The 20,952-nt window shown below is 60.1% G+C and carries 14 protein-coding genes; 9 read left to right on the top strand and 5 right to left on the bottom strand.

Features of this window, described 5'->3' with window-relative positions; genetic code table 11:
* Positions 1 to 80: 80 nt before the first annotated feature.
* Together ftsH and rsfS are read right to left on the bottom strand one after the other, a co-directional pair.
* The gene (ftsH, locus tag LJY25_RS10365; RefSeq protein WP_227608264.1) at positions 81 to 2,195 is read right to left on the bottom strand and encodes an ATP-dependent zinc metalloprotease FtsH; all 2,115 of its coding nucleotides are present in this window, start codon (positions 2,193 to 2,195) and stop codon (positions 81 to 83) included.
* An 86-nt stretch (positions 2,196 to 2,281) separates the two neighbouring features.
* Entirely contained in the window at positions 2,282 to 2,668 is a 387-nt protein-coding gene (gene rsfS / locus LJY25_RS10360; protein WP_227608263.1) for a ribosome silencing factor, read from the bottom strand.
* A gap of 15 nt (positions 2,669 to 2,683) precedes the next feature.
* Here rsfS and LJY25_RS10355 point away from each other — a divergent pair, with 15 nt between their 5' ends.
* The 5 genes from LJY25_RS10355 to rlmB all read left to right on the top strand — a co-directional run bounded on the left by LJY25_RS10355 (position 2,684) and on the right by rlmB (position 9,940).
* Positions 2,684 to 3,472 carry a biotin--[acetyl-CoA-carboxylase] ligase gene (locus LJY25_RS10355; RefSeq protein ID WP_227608262.1) on the top strand — a complete coding sequence of 263 codons (789 nt, stop codon included), beginning with the start codon at positions 2,684 to 2,686 and terminating at the stop codon, positions 3,470 to 3,472.
* Positions 3,473 to 3,762: 290 nt separating this feature from the next.
* Entirely contained in the window at positions 3,763 to 4,377 is a 615-nt protein-coding gene (locus tag LJY25_RS10350) for a T9SS type A sorting domain-containing protein (protein ID WP_227608261.1), read from the top strand.
* Positions 4,378 to 4,625: 248 nt separating this feature from the next.
* Positions 4,626 to 7,613, top strand: a complete 2,988-nt coding sequence (locus tag LJY25_RS10345) for a glycosyltransferase family 117 protein (RefSeq protein ID WP_227608260.1) — start codon at positions 4,626 to 4,628, stop codon at positions 7,611 to 7,613.
* Positions 7,614 to 7,775: 162 nt separating this feature from the next.
* Complete coding sequence (locus tag LJY25_RS10340; protein WP_227608259.1) at positions 7,776 to 9,008, top strand: GWxTD domain-containing protein; 1,233 nt, start codon at positions 7,776 to 7,778, stop codon at positions 9,006 to 9,008.
* Positions 8,972 to 9,940 (top strand): 23S rRNA (guanosine(2251)-2'-O)-methyltransferase RlmB, encoded by a 969-nt coding sequence (gene rlmB / locus LJY25_RS10335; protein ID WP_227608258.1) that lies wholly within the window; start codon positions 8,972 to 8,974, stop codon positions 9,938 to 9,940. The genes LJY25_RS10340 and rlmB overlap by 37 nt, the downstream gene beginning before the upstream one ends.
* Positions 9,941 to 10,060: 120 nt before the next feature.
* On the opposite strand, the gene LJY25_RS10330 is transcribed toward rlmB, so the two are convergent.
* Together LJY25_RS10330 and LJY25_RS10325 are read right to left on the bottom strand one after the other, a co-directional pair.
* Entirely contained in the window at positions 10,061 to 11,155 is a 1,095-nt protein-coding gene (locus LJY25_RS10330) for a mannose-1-phosphate guanylyltransferase (RefSeq protein ID WP_227608257.1), read from the bottom strand.
* Between the two features lie 178 nt (positions 11,156 to 11,333).
* The gene (locus tag LJY25_RS10325; protein ID WP_262908742.1) at positions 11,334 to 12,311 is read right to left on the bottom strand and encodes a KpsF/GutQ family sugar-phosphate isomerase; all 978 of its coding nucleotides are present in this window, start codon (positions 12,309 to 12,311) and stop codon (positions 11,334 to 11,336) included.
* Between the two features lie 69 nt (positions 12,312 to 12,380).
* Here LJY25_RS10325 and recQ point away from each other — a divergent pair, with 69 nt between their 5' ends.
* On the top strand, positions 12,381 to 14,588 hold the full coding sequence (gene recQ, locus LJY25_RS10320) for a DNA helicase RecQ (RefSeq protein WP_227608255.1): 2,208 nt from the start codon (positions 12,381 to 12,383) through the stop codon (positions 14,586 to 14,588).
* A 154-nt stretch (positions 14,589 to 14,742) separates the two neighbouring features.
* Entirely contained in the window at positions 14,743 to 16,821 is a 2,079-nt protein-coding gene (locus tag LJY25_RS10315; RefSeq protein WP_227608254.1) for a M3 family metallopeptidase, read from the top strand.
* A 206-nt stretch (positions 16,822 to 17,027) separates the two neighbouring features.
* On the opposite strand, the gene LJY25_RS10310 is transcribed toward LJY25_RS10315, so the two are convergent.
* A complete protein-coding gene (locus LJY25_RS10310; protein WP_317206591.1) occupies positions 17,028 to 17,429 on the bottom strand; it encodes a BrxA/BrxB family bacilliredoxin in 402 nt (133 codons plus the stop codon).
* 319 nt (positions 17,430 to 17,748) lie between these two features.
* Between LJY25_RS10310 and LJY25_RS10305 the strand changes: the two genes are divergently transcribed.
* Together LJY25_RS10305 and LJY25_RS10300 are read left to right on the top strand one after the other, a co-directional pair.
* Positions 17,749 to 18,807 (top strand): tetratricopeptide repeat protein, encoded by a 1,059-nt coding sequence (locus LJY25_RS10305; RefSeq protein WP_227608253.1) that lies wholly within the window; start codon positions 17,749 to 17,751, stop codon positions 18,805 to 18,807.
* 71 nt (positions 18,808 to 18,878) lie between these two features.
* Positions 18,879 to 20,927: an OmpA family protein gene (locus LJY25_RS10300; RefSeq protein ID WP_227608252.1), complete on the top strand. Its 2,049-nt coding sequence runs from the start codon at positions 18,879 to 18,881 to the stop codon at positions 20,925 to 20,927.
* The last annotated feature ends 25 nt before the right edge of the window (positions 20,928 to 20,952 follow it).

Raw genomic sequence — 20,952 nt, 5'->3', positions numbered from 1 at the left:
CAAGCTTGCCGCCTGCCCGCAAAGGGCCCATAAAAAAAGCCAGCCCCGTGAGGCTGGCTTTTTTACATCAGTGGCGAAAGCTACAGGGGAGTCACGGCGCTGCCGCTCGATACGTCGGAGTTGCTGCCTGACTCCGGCTTGGAATCCACGCCGGGCAGGTTCAGGTCCGGCAGGTCATTGCCAAGCGGAAGGGGGTGCTCCTGTTTCCGCTCACTCAGCGTTTCGCTGCGGTCCGTGCCGGCCATGTGGGCCTGGTAGGTGGTCTGGCTGTCGAACGGACGCTTGCCGACGAGGCGCTCCAGATCTTCCTGCAGCAGGATTTCCTTTTCGAGTAGCTCTTTCGCTACCACCTCCAGCTCGTGCCGACGCTCGGTCAGCAGCTCCTTGGTGCGGATGTAGGCATTTTCGATAATGGTGCGCACTTCCTCGTCAATCATCTGCGAAGTGGCTTCCGAGTAGGGCTTGGAGAAGCCGTACTCATTCTGCCCCTTCGAGTCATAATAGGAAATGTTGCCCAGCTTGGCATTCATACCATACATCGTCACGATGGAGTAGGCCATCTTGGTGATGCGCTCCAGGTCGCTCAGGGCCCCCGTGGAGATTTTACCGAATACCAGCTCCTCGGCGGCGCGGCCGCCCAGGGTCATGCACATCTCGTCCGTCAGCTGCTCAGTGTTGTAGAGGAACTGCTCCCGGGGCAGGTACTGCGCGTAGCCCAGAGCCGCCACTCCGCGGGGTACGATGCTAACCTTCACCAGCGGGTCGGCGTGCTCGAGAAACCAGCCGGCAATGGCGTGGCCAGCCTCGTGGTAAGCCACAATCCGCTTCTCACTTGGCGAAATGATTTTGTTTTTCTTCTCCAGGCCACCGATTACACGGTCTACGGCATCGGTGAAGTCCTGCATCGTCACCATCTTCTTGTCGCGGCGGGCGGCAATCAAAGCGGCTTCGTTGCAGACGTTGGCAATTTCGGCGCCGGCGAAACCAGGTGTCTGGGCGGCCAGCTTACGCGCATCTACATCGGGGCCCAAAGTCAGGGGCTTGAGGTGAACGTCGAAAATCTGGGTGCGGCCGTTGATGTCGGGCTTGTCGATGCTGATCTGCCGGTCGAAGCGGCCGGGACGCAGCAAAGCCGAGTCGAGCGTGTCGGGGCGGTTGGTAGCGGCCAGGATAATAACCCCGGAGTCGGTACCGAAACCGTCCATTTCCACCAGCAGGGAATTCAGGGTGTTCTCGCGCTCGTCGTTGCCGCCGGGCACATTGCCCCGGCTGCGGCTGCGGCCAATGGCGTCAATCTCGTCGATGAAGATGATGCAGGGCGCCTTGGCCTTGGCCTGCTTGAACAGGTCCCGCACGCGGGCGGCTCCTACCCCCACGAACATCTCGACGAAGTCGGAGCCGGAAAGCGAGAAGAAAGGCACGTCGGCTTCGCCGGCCACGGCTTTCGCCATCAGAGTTTTGCCGGTGCCGGGAGGACCGACCAGCAGGGCTCCTTTCGGAATCTTGCCACCGAGGACGGTGAACTTAGACGGGTTCCGCAGAAACTCCACGATTTCCTCTACTTCCTCTTTGGCTTCTTCCAGGCCGGCCACGTCCTTGAACGTCACCTTTACCTTGTCGCCACCCTCAAAAAGGGCCGCGCGGCTTTTGCCGATGTTGAAGATCTGACCACCGGGTCCACCCCCACCGCTCATGCGGCGCATCAGGAACCAGAAGCCCACGAAGAGCAGCAGCATAAAGCCCCAGCTCGTAATCAGGTCACCGTAGCTCTGGCGGTCAGGGGCTACGTTCAGGCCGATCTGCTGGCTCTCGGGAAGCCCGGCCTGCGTACGCTCCAGAAACTCTGTAAACGTCTTGCCGTCCACTACCCGGAAGCTATACTGCGGGCCCTGCTCCAAGGTAAGCGGGCCGCGACGGGTAAGCTCCGCTTTGTACTTGGGGCCGCGGGCCACTTCCGGCTTCAGCGTCACCTCCACCATCCGGTCGTTTACCAGCGTCACATCACGCACGTCACCAGCCAGCAGCATGGTTTTGAACTGCTGCTGTTTGATTTCAATGGTCGAATTGCTGCGATTGAAGTAGATCACCCCAAGGATGAACACTACCAATCCAGCCAGTGCCCACATCTGCATGCTTGGCCGGGGACCGGGAGCAGGCAGCATGGGTTTCTTCTTCTTGGGGGTTATATCAGGCATGAATACGAATTGCTAAACGAAAACAAAGGCGGAACACGCCGCCCAAGGGTTTGTTAGGAATAAGACGCGCGCGGCCCCGTAATATTTTACAGAGCGGCGGTTTCTTCTTCAATGTGTTTGATTTCGGCATCGCCCCACAGCTCCTCGAGCGCGTAGAACTGGCGCCGGTCGCGCAGGAATACGTGCACAACGACGTCCACGTAGTCGAGCAGCACCCACTCGCGGTTGGTGCGGCCTTCGGTCTGCCAGGGATTCTGACCCATTGCCTTTTCCACTTCCTCTTCCACGGAGCGCGCAATGGCGTCGAGTTGAGTGTCGGACGAGGCCGAGCAGATGACAAAATAATCGGCAACGGCGTTTTTGAGCTCCTGAAGATTGAGGACCACGATGTCGACGGCTTTCTTATCCTGCATGCCGCGCACCACTACATCTGCCAATCTGTCTGAATCCTGTCGAACCAGGGTACTTTTCATAGGGTATTATTAGGTTTGAACATCACAAAGTACGTAAATCAGGTGGAGGCTATTTCCCCCCAAACCCTTTTCACGGGCCAACAGCTTGTTTGGCTGACCGAATGCGCCTCGACGAACACCGAGGCCCAGCTGCTGCTCGTCAAAAACAGCGCCACGGACGGCTGCACCGTTATTACCGACAAACAGACGGCCGGCCGGGGCCAACGAGGCAACCAGTGGGAAGCGGCTCCCGGCGAAAACCTGACGCTTTCGGTGGTCTGGAAGCCTGCTTTCCTGGCTCCTGCCGACCAGTTTCAGCTAAGTCAGGCTGTGGCGCTGGCCGTGCACGACTGGGCCCGGCAATTGCTGGGCACTTCCACCGCGCTTCGGGTGAAGTGGCCCAATGATATCTTTTTCAAAGACCAAAAGCTAGGCGGCATTCTGATTGAAAACACATTAAGCGGCGCTAAGATTCAACATAGTATAGTCGGAATAGGATTAAATGTTAACCAGCAGACGTTTTCCGTCCCTACCGCTACGTCGCTAAGCCACATTACCGGCAAGGTTTACCAGCTGGCTCCGCTGGCCACGGCCCTGCTCGAAGCCCTGGAGCGGCGCTATCTGCAGCTGCGGGGCGGGCACAGCGCTGCCCTGCAACACGAGTACCGCCGCCTGCTTTACCGCTTTCAGGAACTGCACTGCTTTGAGGTAGACCGGCAGCAGGTGCAGGGCCGAATCGTCGACGTCGACGAAGCTGGCCGGCTGCTGGTGGAGATTGACGGACAAACCCGGACATTTAATTTTCAGGAAATCCGCTACTGCTGAGAGGATTTCCTGAAAACTTTGTTCGTCTTATATAGTAAGCAACCAACTTTTAGGGCTAGCTTTCAGAGACAGAAGAACCCAGTCTCTTCCTTAGGTGCTGACGCAGATTAAACCTTTGTGCAACCCCTGGCTCTAAAACAGCATCTGCTTTATCAGAAACCGGAAAAAGGCACGGTACTTGACTTTACCGGGTAAGTCGGACGCCCCAGCCTGGTTTGTCACGCTTCGCCCATCCGTATATTTGAACAGCACCGGAACCCTGTGGACCGGACCAACGCACGTTGAATGCCATGAAAACCTCTACCCGCTTATTTATTCTAATTGGCTTACTGCTCGGGCAGCTTTCCGCCCTGGCAGCTACCATTACCATTCAGGTAGGGGACAATTTCTACTCGCCCCAGGCCGTTACCATCCGGCCCGGGGATGTAGTTACGTGGCAGTACGTCGGGTTTTCAAGTCACCCGACGGCTTCGGACAACGGCGCGTGGGCGACCTTCCAGATGAATTCCGCCAACCCTACCCGGTCAATTACATTCAACACCGTCGGGGCTTTCCCCTACCACTGCACGGCCCACGGAGGGCCCGGCTTCGGCCAGTTTGGCACTATCACGGTTTCCAACGCCACGCCGGCGGAGCAGGCCCGGCCGAACACGCCTACGCTTAGCGTATACCCTAATCCCTCCAAGGGCATGGTGTCGGTATCGGTTGGCCAGCAGGGCCAGGACTACAAGCTCCGCCTGACCAACGTGCTGGGCCGCGAAGTACGCACCCTCGCTCTGAAGCCCGAATCGGCTATGGACGTCATTCATGTGGACCTCACCGACCTGCCCGCCGGCATGTACTTCTACAGCCTGGTCGTCGGCGACAAAGTAATGAGCACCAAGCGCCTGATTCTTCAGAACTAACCTCCGGCTTCAGCCGATGTATTCGAAAGGCAGCCGGAGACCCTGGCTGCCTTTTTTGCTGCCTGCCCATTGCGGATACGCAAGCCGGCCCAGGTTGGCGGCCATACCAGCGGGCCATGCGGAAGCGTTGCGAAAGGCAAGGCCCGCAGCCCGGGGACCCCGGGATTCTTCGACAGCCGCGGTGCCCGTGCCGGTGCGGTACGGCCGGATTTATTGCCTACTTTTGGCCCTTCTTTGAAAAAGTAAATATGCGGAGTTACAAAAGCCTGAATAATCTGGTGGGTTGGCTTGTGTTTGCCATTGCCACGCTCACGTATCTGCTTACCCTGGAGCCCACGGCCTCCTTCTGGGACTGCGGCGAGTTCATTGCCTGCTCCTACAAACTGCTGGTTCCCCACCCTCCCGGGGCGCCTACCTTCCTGCTGCTGGGCCGCCTGATGTCGCTGCTCTCCTTTGGCGACGTGACGAAGGTCTCAGTGCTGGTGAACGCCCTGTCGGCGCTGAGCAGCTCGTTTTCGGTGCTGTTCCTGTTCTGGATTATCACGATGCTGGCCAAGAAGATGGTGCTGGCCCGCACAACTCCCGGCGACGACCGGCTGCTGGAGCCCACCTTCGGGCAGAGCCTGCTGATTCTGGGTGCCGGCGCCGTTGGGGCCCTGGCCTTCGCCTTCTCCGACTCGTTCTGGTTTAATGCCGAGGAAGGCGAGGTATACGCCATGTCGTCCTTATGCACGGCCGTGGTCGTCTGGATTATGCTGAAGTGGGACAACCGCGCCGACGAAGCTGATTCCGACAAATGGCTGATCCTGATTGCCTACGTGGTAGGCCTGAGCATCGGGGTGCACCTGCTGAACCTGCTCACCCTGCCGGCCCTGGGCCTGGTCTACTACTACCGTCGCACCAATACTCCCACGCTGTGGGGCGCCGTGCTGACGCTTCTGGTGAGCAGCGTCATTGTGGGCGTGATTATGGTCGGCATTATACCCGGACTTCCTTCCCTGGCTGGTAGCCTCGAGGTCATGTTCGTAAACAGCTTCGGCCTGCCGTTCAACTCCGGCATTATCTTTTTCGTGCTGGTCTTCGGCACGCTGCTGTGGCTGGGCTTTCGCTATTCCATCCGGCAGCGCAGCCGGGTCCTGAACACGGCCCTGCTGAGTCTGGTCTTCATCCTGATCGGCTACTCGTCGTACCTGATCATCCCGATCCGGTCGAGCTACCACCCCACCATCAACGAAAACAACCCCGAGGACGTGCTCAGCTTCGTGAGCTACCTCAAGCGCGAACAGTACGGCGACCGGCCCCTGCTCTACGGTCCCCAGTTCAACGCCGAGGCCATCGACCAGAAGGAAGGTGCCCCGCGCTACGTGCGCAAGGGCGACAAGTACGTGGTAGCTGAAAACCGCCTTGAAACCATTTACCGCGACGAGGACAAGATGCTGCTGCCCCGCATCTACAGCCCGGCTCCGGAGCACATCTACAACTACAAGAAGTGGGTTGACATTCAGGAGGGCGTCAAGCCGTCGATGGGCCAGAACCTGAGTTTCATGTTCCGCTACCAGATGGGTCATATGTTCTGGCGCTACTTCCTGTGGAACTACGTGGGCCGTGAAGGCGACGTGCAGAACTCCGGCGTACTGGCTCCCTGGGAAAGCGGCAAGAACGGCCTGCCCGAACGGATTGCCGACAGTGAAGCCCGCAACAACTTCTTCGCCATTCCCCTGATCCTGGGTTTGCTGGGCTTGTTTTACCACGCCCGCCGCGACGGACGCAACGCCCTCATCGTAGGCTTGCTGTTTTTGTTTACCGGCCTGGCCATTGTATTCTACCTCAACCAGCCGCCCATCGAGCCCCGGGAGCGGGACTACACCTTCACGGGGGCCACGTTTGCCTTTGCCATCTGGATCGGACTGGGCGTGCTGGCGCTGGCCGACCTGCTGCGTCCGGTGCTGAAGTCAGATGGCCTGCGGGCGGGCGTGGTGACGCTGCTGGGTTTGCTGGCCCCCGGCCTGATGGTAGCCCAGGGCTGGGATGACCACGACCGGTCGGACCGCTACAACTCGGTGGACTCGGCCCGCAACCTGCTCAACTCCTGCGCTCCGAACGCCATCCTGTTCACCAACGGCGACAACGACACCTTCCCGCTCTGGTACGCCCAGGAAGTGGAAGGCGTCCGGACCGACGTGCGGGTGGCTGTGCTCAGCTACCTGAATACCGACTGGTACATCGACCAGATGAAGCGCCGCTCCTATAAGTCGGAGCCTCTGCCGATTTCGATGCAGAACCAGCACTACGCCCAGGGCACGAACGACTACCTGCCCTACGTGGAAAACCCGGCGGTAAACGAAGTGAACCTGCAGGAGTTTGTGCAGCTGGTACAGCAGAACAGCCCCCTGCTGCAGGTGCAGACCCAGAGCGGCCGCCCCTTGCTGTCGTATCCTACCCGCAAGTTCTACCTCAACGTGGATACGACGGCGGTGAAGGCCATGAACCTGCTGGCGCCCGACCGCAAGGGCCAGCTGGTGTCGCGCATGGAGTGGGACATGGGCAAAGGTGCCATCGAGAAAAAGAACCTCGTGATTCTGGATATGCTGGCGACCAACAACTGGAAGCGGCCCATCTACTTCTCGAGCACGGTGAACACGGCCGACTTCATGAACCTGCAGCCCTACTTTCAGCTCGAAGGCCTTGCCTACCGCATCCTGCCGGCCCGCGACCCGAACTACGAGCCCCGCGGCAACGCCGAGGGCTACGTGGCCAAGGACCTGATGTATCAGAATATGATGCGCACGTTCAGCTTCCGGGGCCTGAATGACCCGAACATCTTCTACGACGAAAACAACCTGCGCTTCCCGGCCAACTACCGCGACAAGTTTTCCCGTCTGGCCAATGCCTACCTCGCCGAAGGCGACACGGCCAAGGCCAAGGAGGTTATTGACCGGTGCTTTGCCGTGATGCCCGACAAGAGCATTCCTTACGACTACTACTCGCCTCAGTTCGTGCTGCCGCTGGTGGCAGTGGGCGAAACGAAAAAGGCAAATGAGCTGATGGATACGATGGTCAACCGGGCCGAGCAGTCCCTGGCCTATTACTACTCGCACAACAGTACCCTGTTCGACACGGAGGTGCAAACCAACCTGCTGGCGTTGCAGAGCGTGTACCAGGCGGCTTCCCAGCTTAACGACCAGCAGCGGGCTTCCAAGGCCGCGGAGCTGCTCAATAAGTACTATCCGCGCTAGAGCTTCCCTGGCTCTGGCAGCAAAAAAGCCGGCTTCTTTCAACAGAAGACCGGCTTTTTTGCGTCCCTTCAGATCGGCTGCGTATGAATAGGGCACTGAGAGCGTTAGTCGGGTTCTCCGGTTACCTTCGCTCTGGCCCATCCAATTAACTTATTCGGCGCAATGCCTCTGCAACAACGTTTTTTACTTCTACTGGCACTGCTGTTCTGGGAAGTAAGCCTGGCACCCGAGGCCGGGGCGGCACCCCGCCGCGACTTTTCCGCCCAGTACCAGTCGGCGCGGCGCGTGCTGGCCGATACCCGCCGGGAGGCCGACAGCGTGCGGGTGTACCTGCGCTTTCCGCAGGCCACGGTGCTCCGGCCCGGGCAGGCGCTCTGGCTTACTGTATGGCCTGATTATGATGCCCGCCGCCCTGTCTGGCAGGATTCGGTGCGCCGCCTGGGCCGTCGCACCCGGCGCGACGGGGAAGCCGCCTGGGTGGAGTTCAGCCTGCCGGCCAGCCGCCTGGCTCCCGGACAGGTGATCAGCATCCAGCCGGGGGGAGAACAGCCCGGGGGCGAAACCGATGGGGAAGCCTGGCTCACTATAACCACCGACCATCTGCGCCGCTCGTTTATTCTGACCGACTCCCTGGGTGAGCCGCTGCTGCGGCGCTACGTGCGGACCGGAGAATCCTTCGGGGTGAATTCGTTTGGCCCCGAGCTGCCCGCCAGCCTCAAGCAGCTGGCGGCCATCTTTGCCCCGGCCCTGCCGCCCATGACCAACCCGGCCACTCAGCCGCCTACTTCCCGCACGCTGACCGTGCGCGACTCCCTGCTGCTACGCCCCGGGCAGCTGGCCCGCCTTGCTGCCGCCGGGGTCTATAGCCTGCGCGTGGGCTCCGAAAACCCGGCGCTGGGACTTCTGGTGGAGGACAGCCAGTATCCCGAGGTCAGCACCCCCAACGACCTGCTGCAACCTCTGATCTACATTACGACCTCCACCGAGCGGCGCAGCATGCGGGAAGCGGCCGAAACCAAGCGGGCGGTAGACCAGTTCTGGCTGAAAACGGCCACCGGCCAGCAGACCATTGCCCGACAGCTGATTCGCACATACTACGCCCGCGTGGCCGAAGCCAACCGCCTGTTCACTGCGCACAAGGCCGGCTGGATGACCGACCGGGGCATGCTCTACATTGTGCTGGGTCCGCCTGACGTGGTGTACCGCGGCGGTGGGGAGGAGCGCTGGGTTTACCGCACCCCGGCCGTGGGAACCGGCACCTATACGTTCCGGCCCAAACCCAGTACCTTTGCTCCCGAACACTATGAACTGGTGCGCCGGCCCGAGTACGAACAGCTCTGGTATGCCACTGTGGAGCAATGGAGAAAAGGACAGACCGCCCCGACCGCCCGCTGAATGAGCGCCGTCAATACTACGACAACGAAAACCGCCCGGTAAGCCGCGACGACCGGGGGGCCGAGCCCCGCCGGGATGACCGGGGTGGCAACCGTAGCGAAGGCCGGGGCGACGACCGGCGGGAGCCGCGGGGCGACTACAAGCCCCGCTACCCGCACCGCCCGGCCGCCGACCGCAGCATTGAGATGCTGTTTGGCCTGCGTCCTATCCTGGAAGCCCTGACGGCCGGCCGCACACTGGAGAAGATCTACCTGCTGCGCGCCACCAAGAACAGCATGACCCAGGAGATTGGTGAGCTGGCCAAAGCGGCCAACATTCCCATGTCGCTGGTGCCCATCGAGAAGCTCAACGACCTGACCCGTAAAAATCACCAGGGTGCCGTGGCCTTCGTGTCGCCCATCGACTATCAGCCGCTCGACAGCATTCTGGCCGGCTTGTACGAGGAGGGCAAAACGCCCCTGCTCCTGCTGCTCGACCGGATTACCGACGTGCGCAACTTCGGTTCCATTGCCCGTAATGCCGAGTGCCTGGGCGTGCATGCCATCGTGGTACCCAGCCGGGGCGCAGCCCAGATCAACGGCGACGCGCTGAAAACCTCGGCCGGCGCCCTCAACCTGATTCCGGTCTGCCGGGAGCCCAACCTAAAGGACACCATCACGTTTCTGCAGCAGTCGGGCGTGACGGTAGTAGCCTGCACCGAGAAGGCGGATGCCAGCCTCGAAGCCGGCGCCGTGGACATGACCGGTCCGGTCGCCATTCTGATGGGATCTGAAGAGGACGGCATCTCGCCCGAGTACCTCAAGCTGGCCGATGCCAAGCTGCGCATTCCCATGGCCGGCCAGATTCAGAGCCTGAACGTGTCCGTCGCCAGCGGAATCATGTTGTTTGAAGTCCTTCGCCAGCGGCTTTCGGCTGCGCCAATTAAGAATTAACAATTAGCAATTAAGAATTGAAAAGGCCGTTCAACTACTCCACCCGGGAGTTGAACGGCCTTTTTGTTTCAAACCGAATCAGATACCGCCCAACGAGCGGAACTCGCCAAAAGCGAATTCTTAATTGTACCCGTTCCCCTTCTTCGTCCGCACGTCGGCCACGAAGTCCTTGACGCGCTGCTCCTCACTGCGCTTGCAGATCAGCAGCACGTTGTCGTACTCGGCCACGATGTAGCCATCCAGGCCCTGCAGCACGACCAGCCGCTCCGACGGAGTTTTCACCACGCAGTTTTGGGTGTCATAAAGTAAGGCGTCGCCGTCGACTACGTTGCCGTGCTCGTCCCGCTCCCCGATGCGGTGCAGCGAGTCCCAGGTGCCCAGGTCGCTCCAGCCGAAGTCGGCGGGCAGCACAAACACGTTGTCGGCCTTTTCCATCACCCCGTAGTCGATGCTGATGTTGCGGCAGCGGGAGTAGGCTTCGGCAATAAACTCCTCTTCGGCCGGAGTTCCCAGCAGCTCCACGCCTTCGTCGAATACCTCGGCAATGTCGCCCAGGTACTGATGGAAGGCCTGAATGATAACGTCGGCCCGCCATACGAACAGCCCGGAGTTCCACAGAAAATCCCCGCTGTCGACAAACATGCGGGCCAGCTCCAGATTCGGCTTTTCGGTAAAGGTCTTCACCTTTTTAAAGCCGGCCGGGAAGGCATGGCCGGCCTCATCCTGGTCGAGGTACTGAATGTAGCCGTAGCCGGTGTCGGGGCGGGAGGGCTGGATGCCCAGGGTCAGCAGGATATCGTTGGTGCGGGCGCCGGCTACGGCCTGGGTTATCACGCGCCGGAACTCGTCTTCGTGCAGCACCGCATGATCGGCCGGTGACACGATGATGACGCCCTTCGGGTCGTGCTGGGCTATCCGGTAGCTGGCGTAGGCAATGCAGGGCGCCGTGTTGCGGCCGATTGGCTCAATCAGAATCTGCTCGGGGGCCAGCTGGGGCAGGTGCTGCTGCACCTGCTCGCGGTAGTCGCGGTGCGTCACGATGAACACGTTTTCGGGCGGGCAGATGCCCTCGAAACGGTCCACGGTCAGCTGCAGCATCGAGCGTCCTACGCCGAGCACGTCGTGAAACTGCTTGGGATTGTGCGTCCGGCTAAAAGGCCAGAAGCGGCTGCCAATGCCACCGGCCATGACCACGAGGTAGGTATTTTCTTGCATAGCAGAGTACTTCAAAAGCCTGGACGGAAGGGATACCGGACCCGGAAGAAAGACAAAGGTAGCGGGAAGTACTGAGGTGGACAGGAAGCCTCCGGATGAGTAGCCAAGAAGCAGCGGTTCAGCTGACGCAGGCTGGCGCATTCAAAACGTAAACGCCGGCTGGCCTCGCCGCAGCTTCTCATACCAGTCCTTCGCGCAGCAGGTCGTGCAGGTGAATAAAGCCGCTGAAACGGCCGTCTTCGAGCACAATAAGCTGGGTGATGTTGCGCTCCTGCATCCGGGCCAGGGCCTCGGCTGCAAAGTCCTCCACATCGATGGTGACGGGCCCGGCCGTGAGAATGTCGCGGGCCCGGATGTCTTCGAGCCGGGTGAAGTTGGTGAGCATGCGCCGCAGGTCCCCATCGGTGATGATGCCGAGCAGGGCACCGGCGGGCTCAGTGAGCACTGCGGTGGCGCCCAGGCGCTTGCCGGATATCTCCAGGATAATGTCGCGCAGCGGGGCGTTTTCCGTGACCTGCGGGGCCTGGTTCTGCCGGCTCAGGTCGCCTACTTTCAGGTAGAGCTTCTTGCCCAGCGTACCGCCGGGGTGCAGGCGGGCAAAGTCGGCGGTGGTAAACTCCCGGGCCTCGAGCAGACACACGGCCAGCGCGTCGCCCAGGGCGAGGGCCGCGGTGGTGCTGGTGGTAGGCGCCAGGTTGTGCGGGCAGGCCTCGCGGGTTACGGGGGCGTGCAGTACGTAGGTAGCCTGCACGGCCAGGTAGGAGTCGGCGTTGCTCACCAGGGCTGCCAGCGGCACGCCTTTGCGCTTGAGCAGGGGTACCAGCACCTTGATTTCGGGCGTGTCGCCGCTTTTGCTGATGGCAATGACGAAGTCCTCGGGCTGAATCATGCCCAGGTCGCCGTGAATGGCGTCGGCGGCGTGCATGAACAGGGCCGGCGTACCCGTCGAGTTCAGCGTGGCCACCATCTTGCCGGCAATGTGGGCGCTCTTGCCTACCCCGGTTACGACGACCCGGCCCCGCAGCGCCAGAATGGCCTTTACGCAGTTGGCGAAGTCGGGAGTGCTATCCAAAGCAGCCGCCACGCCCTGAATGGCCTCGGCTTCTTCGAAAAGCACTTTTTTTGCAATAAGGTTGAGGTCGTTCTGTGCTTTCAATCTAAATTTGTATAGATTGAGATTGCAACGCACTGGGGCGTTTCTCGAATCTCAATCCTCTACGAGCAAGTGAGCAATTCCATTCCAGCCGTCAAAGAAGCAGTGAAGCCGGTAGCCGATCTGAAAGGCAAGTTAAAAGAAGTTTTTGGGTACGGTCAGTTCCGGGGAACCCAGGAGGCCATCATCCAGAACGTTATCGAGGGCCGCAACACCTTCGTCATCATGCCCACCGGCGCCGGTAAAAGCCTGTGCTACCAGCTGCCAGCGTTGGTACTGCCCGGCACCGCCATCATCATCTCCCCCCTCATTGCCCTGATGAAGAATCAGGTGGATCAGCTTAACGCGTTCGGGGTCAATGCCCAGTTCCTGAACTCCACGCTGTCCAAGTCGGAAGTAAACCGCGTCAAGAAGGACGTTATCAGCGGCGACATCAAGCTGCTCTACGTGGCCCCGGAAAGCCTGACCAAAGACGAAACCATCGACTTTCTGCAGAAGGCCACTATTTCCTTTGTCGCTATCGACGAGGCCCACTGCATCTCGGAGTGGGGTCACGACTTCCGTCCTGAATACCGTAAGATTCGCGGCATCATCGACAATATCGGCCACGTGCCCATCATTGCCCTCACCGCCACGGCCACGCCCAAGGTGCAGCTCGACATCCAGAAGAACCTGCAGATGGACGATGCGTCGGTGTTCAAAACCTCGTTTAACCGCACCAACCTCTACTACGAGGTGCGGCCCAAGCACAACACCAAAAAGCAGCTGATTCAGTACGTGAAGCAGCACAAGGGCAAGGCCGGCATCGTGTACTGCCTGTCGCGCAAGAAGGTGGAGGAAATTGCCGAGCTGCTGCGCGTCAACGACGTGAAGGCCCTGCCCTACCACGCCGGCCTCGACCCCCAGGTGCGGATGCAGAACCAGGACTCGTTTCTGAATGAGGAAGCCGACGTGATTGTGGCCACCATTGCCTTCGGCATGGGCATCGACAAACCCGACGTGCGCTTCGTGATTCACTACGACACGCCCAAGAGCATTGAGGGTTACTACCAGGAAACCGGCCGCGGCGGCCGCGACGGCCTGGAGGGCAACTGCCTGATGTTCTACAGCTACGACGACATCGTGAAGCTGGAGAAGTTCAACAAGGACAAGCCCGTGACCGAGCGCGACAACTCCAAGCTGCTGCTTCAGGAAATGGCCAACTACGCCGACTCGGCCGTGTGCCGGCGCAAGCAGCTGCTGCACTACTTCGGCGAGCATTTCGAGAAGGACTGCGGCTTCTGCGACAACTGCCGCCACCCCAAGGAGCGGTTTGAGGCCAAGGATGAGGTGCTGATGGCGCTGCAGGCGGTGGTTGCCACCGAGCAGCGCTTCGGCCTCGAGCACATCGGTACCGTGCTGATGGGCATGAACAATGCCCACGTCGAAAGCTACGGCCACAACGAGCTGCCGGTGTACGGGCAGGGCAAAGACCACGACGCCGCTTTCTGGCACTCCCTGCTCCGGCAGACCCTGCTCAACGGCTTCCTGGAAAAGGACATCGACAACTTCGGGGTGGTGAAAATCACCCGGAAGGGCCTGGACTTTATCGAAAGTCCCCACTCCATCAAGCTCACCAAGGACCACAACTTCGACGAGGAAGTGCAGCAGGAGCAGGAGCAGGAAGAGGTGCAGCAGGCCGCCGGGCACGACGCCACGCTGTTCGAGATGCTCAAGAGCCTGCGCAAGAAGATGGCCAAGGAGAAAAACCTGCCGCCGTACGTCTTGTTCCAGGACCCCAGCCTTAAGGAAATGGCGACTACCTTCCCCATCAAGATGGAAGATCTGTCCCACGTGGGCGGGGTCGGCCAGGGCAAGGCGCAGAAGTTTGGCCAGCCCTTCCTGAGCTTGATTCAGAAGTACGTCGAGGAAAACGACATCGTGACCGCCGCCGACGTGGTGGTGAAGTCTGCCGTCAACAAGTCCAAGATCAAGATCTACATCATTCAGCAGATCGACAAGAAGATGGACCTGGAGGAAATTGCCTCTTCCAAGGGCATCGACATGCGGGAGCTGATGGAGGAGATTGAGCACATCTGCTACTCCGGCACCAAGCTCAACCTCGACTACTACATCAACGAAGTGCTCGACCAGGACCGGCAGGACGAAATCACCGATTACTTCCTGCAGGCCAGCACCGACAACATTGCGGTAGCGCTGGGTGAGCTGGGCACCGACGACTACACCGAGGAAGACGTGCGGCTGATGCGCATCAAGTTCCTGAGCGAGTACGCCAACTAAACGCCACTTGCTCCAAGCCTTAGAAGCTGTTCCCGCCCGTCGGGAACAGCTTTTTTGCTTTTCAGGTTTGCAGCTTTCGGCCGGGCAGCGCGTCTTTCGAATTGTGGCTACCTTGCCCGACCTTCTTTCTTTTTTCCCACTTCATCTTATGAGTATGACGTACTCTACTGCCTGGGTTGCCCTGACTCTGGCCGCAGCGCTGGGTAGCGGCTTTACGGCGGTTGCCGCCGGTCCGCAGGCCCCCGCAGCCAACCCGCTCACGCCGGGCTTCAACCAGGTTATCGACTTTCAGAAAGCCACCAAGGCCGACATTGCCCAGGCTACCACCGGCATCATCGGCTCCACGAAGTCGGCCCTGAATGCCATCTACAAGGTTCCGACCGGCAAGCGGACGTTCACCAACACGATGCTTGCCCTCGACGACCTGGGCGACAACATTGGCCGGGTGGCCGGGCCCATCAGCATCCTCTACAACGCCAGCCCCGACTCGGCCATCCGCAACCAGGCCCAGAAAAGCCTGGCCATTATCAGTAAGTATGGCAATGAGTTGGAGCTGGACGAGCAGCTTTACAAGGCCGTCAAGGACTACTCCAAAACCAAGGAAGCCCAGGCCCTGACCGGCCCGCGGAAGAAGTTCCTGCGGGAGACCATCGAGGACTACGAGCGCAACGGCTTTGCCCTGACGCCCGAGAAGCGCAAGGAATTGCAGGCCATCAACGACCGGATCGGTGACCTGAGCCTGGAATTCGGCGGCAACATCGCCAAAGACCAGGGCTTCCTGCTCGTGAACGAGGCCGACATGAAAGGCCTGCCCGAGGACTATAAGAAAAGCCGCCCCCGCGCCGGCGACGCCTACCGCATCGGCCTCGACGGTCCGGCTTACAGCACGTTTATGCGCTACGCCGAGTCGGACCTGCAGCGCAAGCAGCTTTACACGCTCTACAACAACCGCGCGGCCGACAAAAACCTGGACGTGCTGAAAAAGCTGCTGATTGAGCGCCAGAAAAAGGCGCAGCTGCTGGGCTTTAAAACCTACGCCGCGTACCAGACCAGCAGCCGCATGGCCAAGAACCCGGAAACGGTGTGGGCCTTCGAAACCAAGCTCGTGGACCGCGTCAAGCAGAAAAGCCAGCAGGACCTCGAGGAGCTGCTGACGGTGAAGCGCGCCTATACTAAGGACCCCGGCGCCAAGACCATTAACCCCTGGGAAACCTCGTTCTACAGCAACCTGCTGATGAAGGACAAGTACCAGCTCGACGGGGAGAAGATCAAGGAGTACTTCGAGGCAAACAAGGTTATTGACGGCCTGTTCCAGACCACCCAGTCTTTGTTCGGGCTGAAGTTCAACGAAGTGAAGGACCCGAAGGTGTGGCACCCCGACGCCCGTATGTTCGAAGTGCAGCGCGACGGCAAGCTTATCGGCCGATTCTACATTGACCTGTTCCCGCGCGACAACAAGTACACCCACGCCGCCTGCTTTGGCGTGAGCAGCGGCAAGGCTACGCCCAAGGGCTACCAGCTTCCCCAGGCTGTGCTGCTTTGCAACTTCAACCCGCCCACGGCCGGCAAGCCCGCGCTGATGAGCCACGGCCAGGTGGTAACGTTCTTCCACGAGTTTGGCCACGTGATGCACAACCTGCTCACCACCGCCGAGCTGTCGAGCCAGTCGGGCACGAGCGTAAAGCGCGACTTCGTAGAGGCCCCCTCCCAGATTCTGGAAAACTGGGCCTGGAACTACGACGCCCTGAAGACGTTTGCCAAGCACTACCAGACCGGCGAGGTGCTGCCCAAGCCGCTTTACGACAAGATGTGGGCCGCCCGCAACGTGGGCTCGGGCCTGGGCGCCTCGCAGCAGATCCTGTACGGCACGCTCGACATGACCCTGCACGACAAGTTTGACCCGAACGGCACCGAAACCACTACCGACGTGATGAAGCGCCTGCAAAACCAGCTGACGCCCTTCGCTTACGTGGAAGGCACGAACATGCAGGCTTCGTTTGGCCACCTCACCGGCTACGGCGCCGGCTACTACGGCTACATGTGGTCGAAAGTGTACGCCGAAGACATGTTCTCCGTGTTCGAGAAGAACGGCGTAATGGACAAGAAAACCGGCCTGCGCTACCGGGATATGATCCTGGCCCGGGGCGGCACCGACGAGGAGTACAATCTCGTCAAGGAGTTTCTCGGCCGGGAGCCCAACCAGGAAGCCTTCTTCAAGTCGCTGGGGCTGTAGGTCTTAGGGTCTTAGGGTCTTAGGGTCTTAGGGTCTTAGGGTCTTAGGGTCTTAGGGTCTTAGGGTCTTAGGGTCTTAGGGTGCTACTGCCCTGCTGACGTCAGGTTACAGAAAAGGGCCCACAACTTCGGTTGCGGGCCCTTTTCTTTTTCTCATTGGGCGTCTGCACTAAGACCTAAGCCCTAAGTCCCTAAGACCTAAAAACGCTAGCAATACTCCTCGAAGGCACCGTGCAGGTTGTCCACGATGCGCATCATGTCGTTGCCTTCGATGTGGTACCGCTCAATCATGTGCACCAGCTCGCCGTCTTTGAACAGGGCAATGCAGGGCGAGGAAGGCGGGTAAGGCAGCAGGTGCTGCCGGGCCTCGGCAACGGCGTCGGTTTCCATGCCGGCAAAAACCGTTACCAGCTTGGCAGGCTTTTTCTCGGCGCTGGAAACGGCCAGCTTAAGGGCCGGGCGGGCCTTGGAAGCGGCGCAGCCGCACACCGAGTTCACGGCCAGCAGCACGGTGCCGCTGGTGTTCTCGAGTACAGAGCTAACTTCTTCAGGGGTCATGAGCTGCTCGAAGCCGGCCTCCACGAGGTCCTGCCGGATAGGAGCTACCATATATTCAGGGTAGGTGGCCATTGGTATATAAACGTGAAAGGTGAAAAATAAGAGGTAAGCCCGGGGGCCGCACAAAAATACGCAATGTATAAGTGCCAATGCGCGGGAAAGGTTTCTGCGTCCTCTCCCATGCTGTAAGTGCTTACGGACACTCGATGCTGGCCGCGGGAAATCTCACATGGGGCCGAACCGACCTGTCTCAACCCGAACCAGCAGCAACCGGAAAGTCCCAGTTCACCGATAAAAGGCTTGTTCGCCGTGCGGTCTTCGCGCAAATAAATTACATTTAGCGACGGCCGGCACATGCCGCCTTTGCGCTATGCTCAGAACCATCTTTCTTACGGCTGCCTTCGGCCTTTCCGGAGCCGCCGTGCAGGCTCAGGTCGATACGGTGCGTGCCAGCACCCTGCCCCCCGCCCAGCTGGCCGAAAAGCTCTATAACAGCGGAGTAGCCAAGTACAACCAGAAAAGCTACCGGGCTGCGCTGGCGGACTTCGACCAGGCCCTGAAAGTACGTCCCGACTTTGCCAAGGCCTACTACAACCGTGCTACCACCCGCTACGAGCTCAAGGAGTATGCCCCGGCCGTGCAGGACTACGACCAGGCCATTAAGCTCGACCCGGCCGGGTTCGGGTCTTACTTTGGCCGGGGTCAGGCCCGCGAAGCCCTGGGCCAGCGCCCCGAAGCCGAGCAGGACTACAGCAAAGCCGCTGAGGTAAAACCCGACTATGCCCCCGCCTGGTACTACCGGGGAGCGCTGCGCTTCGAAAAGGGCGAGTACCAGGCCGCCAAGGCCGACTTCGACCAGGCCCTGAAAGCCGATGCCGGCTACGCCTACGCCTACCATGACCGGGGCAGCGCCCAGCGGCAGCTGGGCAATTTCTCGGCCGCCGTGCAGGACTACTCCAAGGCCCTCAGCCTCCAGCCCGACCTGCTGCCGGCCTTGCTCAACCGCGCTGCCGCCCGCCGCCGGGCCGGAGACCTCAAAGGAGCCCTGGCCGATTACAACGACTACCTGCAGAAGAAGTCCGACAACGCCACGGCGTACACCAACCGTGGCAGCACCCGCTTTGAGAGTGGAGATTTCAAAGGGGCCGTTGAGGACTTCAGCAAGGCCGTGGACCTGAACGGGAGCTACGCCTTCGCCTGGAACAACCGCTCCGCCGCCTACTTCAAGCTCGAGGACTACAAAAAAGCCATTGCCGACGCCGACAAGGCCATTGCCCTGAACCCGGACTACGCCGAAGCCTACCTCAACCGGGCCAATGCCCGCGAAATGCTGCGCGACGCCAACGGGGCCTGCGCCGACTGGCGCAAAGCCTCCGACCTGGGTCTCCAGACGGCCACCAACTACGCTGCCGCTGCTGGCTGTGAGTAACCCGGTAAGTCTTTCCTGATCCTGTCGTCAGCTTTTTCTTTTTTGATCCTACCTGCGCTTTTCCCTTATCTATGCGTTTAGCTTTCCGATTTCTTTCTACCTGTGGGGCCCTGCTGCTGGCAGCGGCCGTCCACGCCCAGAGCGTGGAGTTCAGCAAGGACCGTTTTGGCAGCGACAAAGAAGGACTTAAGAATGCCCAACGGGAGCTCAAGCTCGGTGACGAAGCCTACGAGTCGGACCCGGGCCGCTACGAGGTAGCGTTGCAGCACTACCTGGTGGCCCAGAAGTTTAACCCCGACAACTTCCGCCTCAACCTGCGCATTGGCGACAGCTACCTGCACTCGGAGTACAAGAGCCGGGCCCTGCCCTACCTGCAGAAAGCCTACCAGCTGAATCCTACCGGGGACCCGCGCATTCACTACCTGCTGGCCGACGGTCTGCATCTGAATGCCAAGTGGGACGAGGCCATTGCCGAGTACAAGGCCGCTCAGCCTTCTGCCGGCAAAGCAGCCGGCTACGACCAGGGCGACATCACCAAGAAGATACACGAGTGCGAAAACGGCCGTAAGCTTATGCAAAAGCCGGTGCGGGTGTTTATCGATAATATTGGCGCCACCATCAACTCGCCCTACCCCGAGTACAGCCCGGTTATTACGGCGGATGAATCCGTTATTCTGTTTACCTCCCGCCGCGACAACTCCAGCGGAGGCCTGTCGGACCCTCAAACAGGTGGCTTTTTTGAAGATGTCTACCAAAGCACCCGCTCCGCCCGCGGCTGGAACCCGGCGACCAACCTGGGTGCTCCAATCAATACCGAAGGCCACGATGCTACCGTGGGCCTCTCGCCCGACGGACAGCGCATGCTCGTGTACGTGGAAGACAATGGGGGTGACCTGAACCAGGCTGAGCTGCGCGGGGCCAAGTGGGGCAAGCCGCAAAAGCTGGGCTCCCGCATCAACAGCAACGCCCACGAGTCGTCGGCCTCGTACTCGCCGGATGGGCGCTTCCTGTTTTTCGTAAGCGACAAAAAGGAAGACGGGCTCGGGGGCCGGGACATCTACCGCATTGAGATTGAAGGCAAGGGCAAGGCACAAAACCTGGGCTCCGTTATCAATACGCCCTACGGCGAGGAAGGCGTGTTCATGCACCCCGACGGCAAAACCATGTACTTCAGTTCTGAAGGCCACAACTCCATGGGGGGCTACGACATCTTTAAGTCAGTGTTCGAGAACGGCCGCTGGAGCGTGCCCGAGAACCTGGGCTGGCCGATCAACACTCCCGACGATGACGTGTTCTTTGTAATATCGGCCTCGGGTCGGCACGGCTACTATTCCTCGTTCCGCGACGCCGGCGAAGGCAGCAAGGACATCTACCAGGTAACGTTTCTTGGTCCGGAGAAACAGCCGCTGCTTTCCCAGGAAGATCAACTTCTGGCTTCCCGCGCCCAGCCGGTAAAGGAAACGCTGCTGGCTCCGCCCGTCGCCATTGCCACGGCTCAGGTTACTATCCTGAAAGGCGTGGTCACCGACGAAGCCTCCAAGCAGCCCCTGGAAGCCACTATCGACGTGGTCGACAACTCCCGCAATGCCATTATTGCGTCTTTCCGATCCAATGCCCAGTCGGGTCGCTATTTGGTGTCGTTGCCCTCGGGCATCAACTACGGCATCGTGGTGCGGCAGGAGGGCTACCTGTTTCACTCCGAGAACTTCGACCTGCCCGAGGGGGCAGCCTATGCTCAGGTCACGAAGGACATTGCCCTAAAAAAGCTGGATGTGGGCGTCAAGGTGGTACTCAACAATATTTTCTTTGACTTCGACAAGGCTACGCTGCGCAAGGAAAGCACGGCCGAGCTCGAGCGGCTGCAGAAGCTACTGGCGGAAACACCCAACCTCCGGCTGGAAATCTCCGGCCACACCGACAACGTGGGCCAGTCCGCCTACAACAAGGACCTCTCCCAGCGCCGGGCCAAGGCCGTCGTCGACTATCTACTCCAGAAAGGTGTCGCCCAGGGCCGGCTTTCCTTCGCTGGCTACGGCGATACGCAGCCTGTAGCCCCCAACTCTACGAAAGGAGGACGGCAGCTGAACCGTAGAACAGAATTTAAAGTGACCGGCAAGTAGACCGGTGTAGTCCAGTTACACCCTG

Origin of the sequence: Hymenobacter translucens (genome assembly GCF_020685205.1) — a bacterium.
Lineage (GTDB): Bacteria > Bacteroidota > Bacteroidia > Cytophagales > Hymenobacteraceae > Hymenobacter > Hymenobacter translucens.
Note: the sequence above shows the minus strand (reverse complement) of the source record. Positions and strands in the feature narration are given on the sequence as shown.